This is a genomic window from Flavicella sp. (assembly GCF_029238425.1).
Taxonomy (GTDB): Bacteria; Bacteroidota; Bacteroidia; order Flavobacteriales; family Flavobacteriaceae; genus Flavicella.
Genome location: NZ_JAQWGB010000006.1, coordinates 1 through 7,062 on the forward strand (window position 1 = coordinate 1; position 7,062 = coordinate 7,062).

The 7,062-nt window shown below is 35.8% G+C and carries 7 protein-coding genes and 1 pseudogene; all 8 read left to right on the plus strand.

The genetic code is table 11. The features are described from left to right. A partial coding sequence (locus P8H68_RS00325; RefSeq protein WP_300320108.1) for a Gfo/Idh/MocA family oxidoreductase occupies positions 1–621 on the plus strand: 621 nt, incomplete at its 5' end. Between the two features lie 11 nt (positions 622–632). After that, complete coding sequence (locus P8H68_RS00330; protein WP_300320110.1) at positions 633–1,916, plus strand: nucleotide sugar dehydrogenase; 1,284 nt, start codon at positions 633–635, stop codon at positions 1,914–1,916. 16 nt (positions 1,917–1,932) lie between these two features. Next, positions 1,933–2,982, plus strand: coding sequence for a dTDP-glucose 4,6-dehydratase (gene rfbB / locus P8H68_RS00335; protein WP_300320112.1), 1,050 nt, complete (start codon positions 1,933–1,935; stop codon positions 2,980–2,982). Positions 2,983–3,245: 263 nt separating this feature from the next. Continuing rightward, positions 3,246–4,136 (plus strand): glucose-1-phosphate thymidylyltransferase RfbA, encoded by an 891-nt coding sequence (rfbA, locus tag P8H68_RS00340; RefSeq protein WP_300320115.1) that lies wholly within the window; start codon positions 3,246–3,248, stop codon positions 4,134–4,136. Then, positions 4,123–4,692: a dTDP-4-dehydrorhamnose 3,5-epimerase gene (gene rfbC / locus P8H68_RS00345; protein ID WP_300320117.1), complete on the plus strand. Its 570-nt coding sequence runs from the start codon at positions 4,123–4,125 to the stop codon at positions 4,690–4,692. Before rfbA ends, rfbC begins: the two co-directional genes overlap by 14 nt. A 153-nt stretch (positions 4,693–4,845) precedes the next feature. Beyond that, positions 4,846–5,214, plus strand: coding sequence for a four helix bundle protein (locus P8H68_RS00350; protein WP_300320119.1), 369 nt, complete (start codon positions 4,846–4,848; stop codon positions 5,212–5,214). 178 nt (positions 5,215–5,392) lie between these two features. Continuing rightward, positions 5,393–6,256: a dTDP-4-dehydrorhamnose reductase gene (gene rfbD / locus P8H68_RS00355; RefSeq protein ID WP_300320122.1), complete on the plus strand. Its 864-nt coding sequence runs from the start codon at positions 5,393–5,395 to the stop codon at positions 6,254–6,256. A 726-nt stretch (positions 6,257–6,982) separates the two neighbouring features. After that, positions 6,983–7,062 (plus strand): annotated as a pseudogene (locus P8H68_RS00360) (glycerol-3-phosphate cytidylyltransferase); the annotation flags it as partial.

The window sequence follows — 7,062 nt, forward strand, 5'->3', positions numbered from 1 at the left end:
GAAAAAGAAACGGGTAATAGAGTGTATACGATCTTACAACTGCGTTTGCATGAAAGTATCATTGCTTTACGTGATAAAATTAAAAACGGTCCTAAAGACAAAATATACGATGTAGATTTAACTTATTTGACCTCAAGAGGTCATTGGTATTTTACTTCCTGGAAAGGTGACGTTTCAAAGTCGGGTGGAATTGCATCTAATATTGGGGTTCATTTTTATGATATGCTTTCTTGGGTTTTTGGAGATGTGAAAGAAAATATAGTGCATTTACATACACATGATAGAGCTGCAGGATATTTAGAATTTGAGCAAGCAAGAGTCAAATGGTTTTTATCCATCGATTATGATGCGTTGCCTGCAGCAATAAAAGAAAAAGGACAGAGAACCTACAGGTCGATTACAGTTGAAGGAGAAGAAATAGAATTTAGTGGTGGTTTTACGGAGTTGCACACTAAAAGTTATCAGGATATTTTGGATGGAAAAGGTTTTGGCTTGGAAGATGCAAGACAGTCCATTGATATCGTACATCAAATTAGGAATGCTGAGTTAAGTGAAAAAGAGGAAGGGAAATATCACAAGTTTGCGGATATGCCCATTTCTGAGCATCCTTTTAAAAATTAAAAAGAAACAAATTGGAGATAAAAAAGATAGGTATAATTGGTTTGGGCTATGTAGGCCTTCCTTTAGCGCGATTGTTTGCTACCAAATACTCAGTTGTCGGTTTTGATATCAATACAAATAGAATTGATGAGTTGAATTCAGGAATAGATGTTACTTTGGAAGTTGATGATGTTACTTTGCAACAAGTTTTGAAGAAGGAAAATACTCAAGAGAAAGGCTTGTTTTGTTCTAATCTTGTGGGGGAATTAAAGGATTGCAATTATTATATTGTAACGGTTCCAACGCCAGTTGATAAAAATAACCGTCCTGTTTTAGTTCCCTTAGTAAAAGCAAGTGAAACTGTAGGGGCTGTGTTGCAAAAAGGAGATATTGTTGTTTATGAATCAACAGTGTATCCAGGGGCAACAGAAGAGGAATGTGTACCTGTTTTAGAAAAAATATCTGGATTGAAGTTTAATGAAGATTTCTATGTGGGATATTCTCCAGAACGTATCAACCCAGGTGACAAAGAGCATACGGTAGAAAAAATATTAAAAGTGACTTCGGGTTCTACGGAAGAAATCGGAGAAAAAGTGGATGCGTTGTATAAATCTGTGATTACTGCAGGGACATTTTTAGCTTCAAGTATAAAAGTTGCGGAGGCTGCAAAGGTTATTGAAAATTCTCAGAGAGATATTAATATTGCTTTTGTAAACGAGTTGGCCAAGATTTTTAATAGGATGGGAATCAATACCAATGATGTACTAGAAGCAGCCGGAACCAAATGGAATTTTTTGCCTTTTAGGCCAGGTTTAGTTGGGGGTCATTGTATTGGTGTAGATCCTTATTATTTGGCTCAAAAAGCCCAAGAATTTGGGTATAACCCAGAAATTATTTTAGCAGGTAGGCGAATGAACGATGGGATGGGAGCTTATGTGGCTTCTGAAATTGTGAAACTGATGATTCAAAAAGAAATTAAAGTGAATAAAGCTGAAATTTTAATTCTTGGAATCACGTTTAAAGAAAATTGTCCAGATATTAGAAATACAAAAGTGGTAGATGTGGTTTCGTCCTTACAAGAGTATGATACAAATATCACTATTTATGATCCTTGGGCAAAGCCGGAAGAAGTTAAGAATGAGTATGGAATGAATGCCGTGACAGAGTTGCCGAGTAAAACATTTGATGCCATTGTATTAACGGTAGCACATGCAGAATTCAAACAAATTGAGTTTTCTTCTTTGAAAAATGAGAACTCGGTGATTTATGATGTGAAAAATATATTATCAGAGGACCTAGCGGATGCCTCTTTGTAATATAAATTAAACTAAAATGTCAAAGAAAATATTAATTACGGGAGGAGCTGGATTTATTGGATCTCATGTGGTTCGATTATTTGTAAACACTTATCCAGAGTATCAAATTTATAATTTAGATGCCTTGACTTATGCTGGGAATTTAGAAAATCTCACGGATATTGAGAATGCCTCAAATTACACTTTTTTAAAAGGGGATATCACTGATGAAAGCTATATCAATGATTTATTTGAAAAAAATCAGTTTGATGGAGTGATCCATTTGGCAGCGGAATCTCATGTAGATAGATCTATTACAGATCCTTTGGCTTTTGCAAAGACGAATATATTAGGAACCATGATTTTGTTAAATGCTTTTAAAAATTTATGGCAGGATCAATGGCAAGATAAATTATTTTATCATGTAAGTACGGATGAGGTATATGGAACTTTAGGAGAAACAGGTTTGTTTACAGAAACGACTTCTTATGATCCAAATTCACCTTATTCAGCTTCCAAAGCGAGTTCAGATCATTTTGTAAGAGCTTATGGAGAAACCTATGGAATGCCTTACGTAATTTCCAATTGTTCTAACAATTACGGGGCCAACCAGTTCCCTGAAAAATTAATCCCTTTGTTTATTAATAATATTATTAATAACAAGGCTTTACCTGTGTATGGAGATGGGAAATACACGAGAGATTGGTTGTATGTGGTAGATCATGCCATAGCAATTGACTTAGTATTTCATAAAGGAGAAAATGAGGAGACCTATAATATTGGTGGATTCAACGAGTGGCAGAATATCGATTTGATCAAATTACTATGTGTTCAAATGGATGAAAAATTAGGAAGAGGAAAAGGAACGAGTGAACAATTGATTACTTATGTTAAGGATAGACCTGGACATGATTTGCGTTATGCCATCGATGCTTCAAAAATAAATCAAGAATTAGGTTGGAAACCTTCTGTGACCTTTGAACAAGGATTGTCAAAAACGATTGATTGGTATTTGTCTAATACCGTTTGGATGGAGCGCATTGTAAGTGGTGCTTATGAAGATTATTATAAAAAACAATATAAATAAGTAATTCGGAGGCTGAGCTTGTCGAAGTCTCATTAGGGTGACACGATAACGATATGTAAATCTAGTTTCGTTTCATTTTTAAACAAGCTCAGGGTGCTTAAAGTTGAAATTGAAGAGATCATTAAGGTTGAATCCTCAGCCTGTCGAAGGTTGTCGAACTACTATCGAAGTTTGTAGGCTGAGCTTGTCGAAGTTTTCTGGCTGAGCTTGTCGAAGTTTTCTGGCTGAGCTTGTCGAAGTCTAATCAATAAAACAAAAATAATATGAAAGGAATTATTTTAGCTGGAGGATCTGGGACAAGATTATATCCATTAACAAAGGCAACTTCTAAACAATTATTGCCTATCAATGATAAACCCATGGTCTATTATCCATTGTCTGTATTAATGTTGGCAGGGATCAAAGAAGTGCTTATTATATCAACACCAGACGATTTACCCAATTTTAAAAAATTATTGGGAACAGGCGAAGAATTAGGGATGAAATTTTCATATAAAGTTCAGCCTTCCCCTGATGGTTTGGCTCAAGCGTTTTTGTTGGGAGAAGAATTTATTGGTGATGATGATGTTTGTTTGGTCTTAGGTGATAATATCTTCTACGGTCATGGTTTTACAAAATTACTAGCTTCGTCACTGAAAAACGTTGAAGAGGAGGAAAAAGCAACGGTTTTTGGGTATTATGTGCAGGACCCTGAACGTTATGGGGTAGTGGATTTTGATAAAGAAGGTGCCGCTTTGAGCATAGTTGAAAAACCAGAAAAGCCAAAAAGTAATTATGCAGTAGTCGGTTTGTATTTTTACCCTAACTCGGTTATTGATGTTGCAAAAAAAGTAAAACCAAGTCATAGAGGTGAGTTAGAAATTACAACTGTCAATCAAACGTATTTAGATCAAGGAGATTTAAAAGTTCAAGTAATGGGACGTGGGTTTGCATGGTTGGATACAGGTACGCACGAGTCACTATTAGAAGCTTCTAATTATATTCAAGCGATTGAAAACCGTCAAGGGTTGAAAGTGGCTTGTATTGAAGAAATAGCCTATGAGATGGGATATATCGACAAAGAGCAAGTATTGAAGCTAGCGGAGCCCTTGAAGAAAAATGGTTACGGACAATATTTAATAAACAGAGTGAAAGGAGAAAATGAAGTTTACTAGAACAGAGATACCAGAGGTTGTTATCTGCGAACCCAATGTTTTTGGAGATGACAGAGGATATTTTACGGAGACATTTCGTCAGGATAAATTAGAGGATTTTATTGGTTATACAATAGGGTTTTGCCAGGATAACGAGTCGAAATCAACGTTTGGAGTTTTAAGAGGTTTGCATTATCAGCTGCCTCCGCATGCACAAACTAAATTGGTTCGTGTGATCACAGGAAAGGTGTTGGATGTTGCTGTGGATATTCGAAAAGGTTCTCCTACCTTTGGGAAACATGTTGCGGTTGAATTGACTGGAGAGAATAATAAACAATTGTTAGTCCCAAGGGGTTTTGCGCATGGATTTGTGGTTTTGAGCGAGGAAGCAACTTTTGCATACAAGGTAGATAACTATTATAGTCCAGAGTGTGATCGAGGTATTGATTTTAAAGAGGAACAGCTTGGGATTGATTGGGGATTAAAAGTAGAGGAAATGAAGTTGTCGGAGAAAGACAGAAAACAGCCTAGCTTTGAAAATGCAGAGTATTTTCATTTTGAGAAGGATTTGTATTAGAGTGGGTGAGGTGGTGATGTCGTGAAGTAGTGATATGGCGAAAAGCGAATTCACGGTGTTCCGAAAAAATGAGATAGTGAAACCGTGATGTCGTGATATGTTGGAAATCGTCCTCACGACTTCCCGGAAAGTAAACTAAAAATATCCAAAAGAATGACACATAAAGATCTTGATGTTTGGAAAAAGAGTATCGACTTAGTGGTTCTTGTTTATAAAATATGTGAAAAGTTTCCTAAGCATGAGAAGTATGGATTGATATCTCAGTTACAAAGAGCTGCTGTCTCGGTGCCATCCAATATAGCTGAAGGAGCTGGAAGAAATTCTACAAAAGAATATATACGTTTTTTATCCATTGCACAGGGATCATTGAGTGAATTAGAAACCCAGCTTATCATTGCTGATAAATTAGGGTATGGTATAAGTCATCAGGCTATTTTTGTTGAGATTGAAAATATAAATAAAATGTTGTATCGGTTAAGGGAAGCATTAAAGAAAAAGTTAAGTGAAGAAGTGAAACCGTGATGTCGTGGAGTAGTGAAATCCGACCTCACGAATTCTCGGCCTCCCGACCTCCCGATAAAAGTGAAACCGTGATGCGGTGAATTAGTGAATTCGTGACATATTGAAAATCGACTTCACGAACTCCTGACCTCCCGAATTAACGATTTCCCGGAAAACAACCTCTAAAAAAAACAAACAAATGACAAATATATTAGTTACCGGTGGAAACGGACAATTGGGTTCCGAAATAAAAGATGTAGCACTTAAATATTCAAATTATAACTTTTATTTTACAGACTCTTCGGATTTGGATATTACGAATCATGAAAAGGTAGAAGTTTTTGTTGCTGAGAATTCAATAGATGTCATTATCAATTGTGCTGCTTATACTGCGGTTGATAGAGCAGAATCTGATGTAGCATTGTCTGATGAGATCAATCATCTAGCGGTGAAAAATTTTTCTGAAATAGCCAAAGATCAAAATATACAGTTGATTCAAATTTCTACGGATTATGTGTTTGATGGAACAAACTACCAACCGTATATCGAATCAGATAAAACAAATCCACAATCTGTCTATGGAAAAACAAAGTTGGATGGTGAATTGGTCATGAAACAAATAAAACCAGAGAACTCCATCATTATTAGAACTTCTTGGGTGTATTCTAGTTATGGTAATAATTTTGTAAAAACGATGATGCGTCTTGGAAGAGATAGAGACGAATTAGGAATTATTTTTGATCAGGTGGGAACACCAACTTACGCAAGAGATTTGGCAAAGGCGATTTTAGATATTATTCCTCAGTTAAAAACCAAAGAGGTTGAGGTATATCATTATTCTAACGAAGGAGTCTGTTCTTGGTATGATTTTGCAAAAGCTATTTTTGAATTAAATACTATTTCCGTAAAAGCGAATGCCATAGAAACTGTACAATATCCAACACCTGCTAAAAGACCTTTGTATAGTGTTTTGAATAAGTCAAAAATAAAAACGCAGTTTAATGTTGAGGTTCCCTATTGGAAAGATTCCTTAATTAAAATGCTTGAAAAGATAAAAGAGTAATTATTACCCTTCAATTGCAATTCGATATTCTAGATAGTGATCTTAGTTTACGGAAGCCGGAGACTGAGCCTGTCGAAGTCATTTTATTACAACGGGACCTACTATTCCAAAAGAGGAGTACTGTTTCGTCTTCTTCTTCGTCAAAGTCTCAACCCACACCGTCATTTCCAACTCGTTCGATAATCTGTTCATCGATTTTGTGCGTACAATAAAATATGAGTTAGCCAATTGTCACTTCGAGTAAAATTATGAATGAAATGAAGAATTTAGTATCGAGAAGTTTTTAAGTTTCGATCTACATAGTTCTCGATACACTTCTCCTTTGTCGAAGCACTCGAACTGACAGAACCAATAGGCTTAGTTGATTTGCAGTGGACACTGAGCTGGTTGGTGAGCTTGTCGAACTACTGCCGAAGTGTGGTCTCTGAGAAGTTCTTGAGCCTTTTGAATTGTTGCAAAAGCCCCCCACACACTGTTGTTTCCTGTTGGATCTAATTGTTCTTTGTTGAGTTCCTTTTTTAGAAAACATGAAGAAGATGAAAAATGTAGTCTGTTGGTTTAAGTGTGATAATTACAGTTTTTTTATATCCATTTGTTTGAATAATTAAAAATAGATTTTCTTATGAATCGGTGGTGTAAAGTGTTTTTAATGAAATGATTAAATGAAGCGCTAACATATGTTAAAATAATACCCTATTTTTGCACAATTAATTCAAAACCTAGCCTATGAAAGTTGGAATTACCTTTAGTGCCTTTGACCTTTTGCATGCAGGGCATATTACTATGTTGGAGGATGCCAAACGTCA

Bases quoted from the DNA above. Each gene is read 5' to 3' on its own strand.
- rfbB (WP_300320112.1), top strand. From the start codon at position 1,933: ATGTCAAAGAAAATATTAATTACGGGAGGAGCTGGATTTATTGGATCT.
- rfbA (WP_300320115.1), top strand. From the start codon at position 3,246: ATGAAAGGAATTATTTTAGCTGGAGGATCTGGGACAAGATTATATCCA.
- rfbC (WP_300320117.1), top strand. From the start codon at position 4,123: ATGAAGTTTACTAGAACAGAGATACCAGAGGTTGTTATCTGCGAACCC.
- P8H68_RS00350 (WP_300320119.1), top strand. From the start codon at position 4,846: ATGACACATAAAGATCTTGATGTTTGGAAAAAGAGTATCGACTTAGTG.
- rfbD (WP_300320122.1), top strand. From the start codon at position 5,393: ATGACAAATATATTAGTTACCGGTGGAAACGGACAATTGGGTTCCGAA.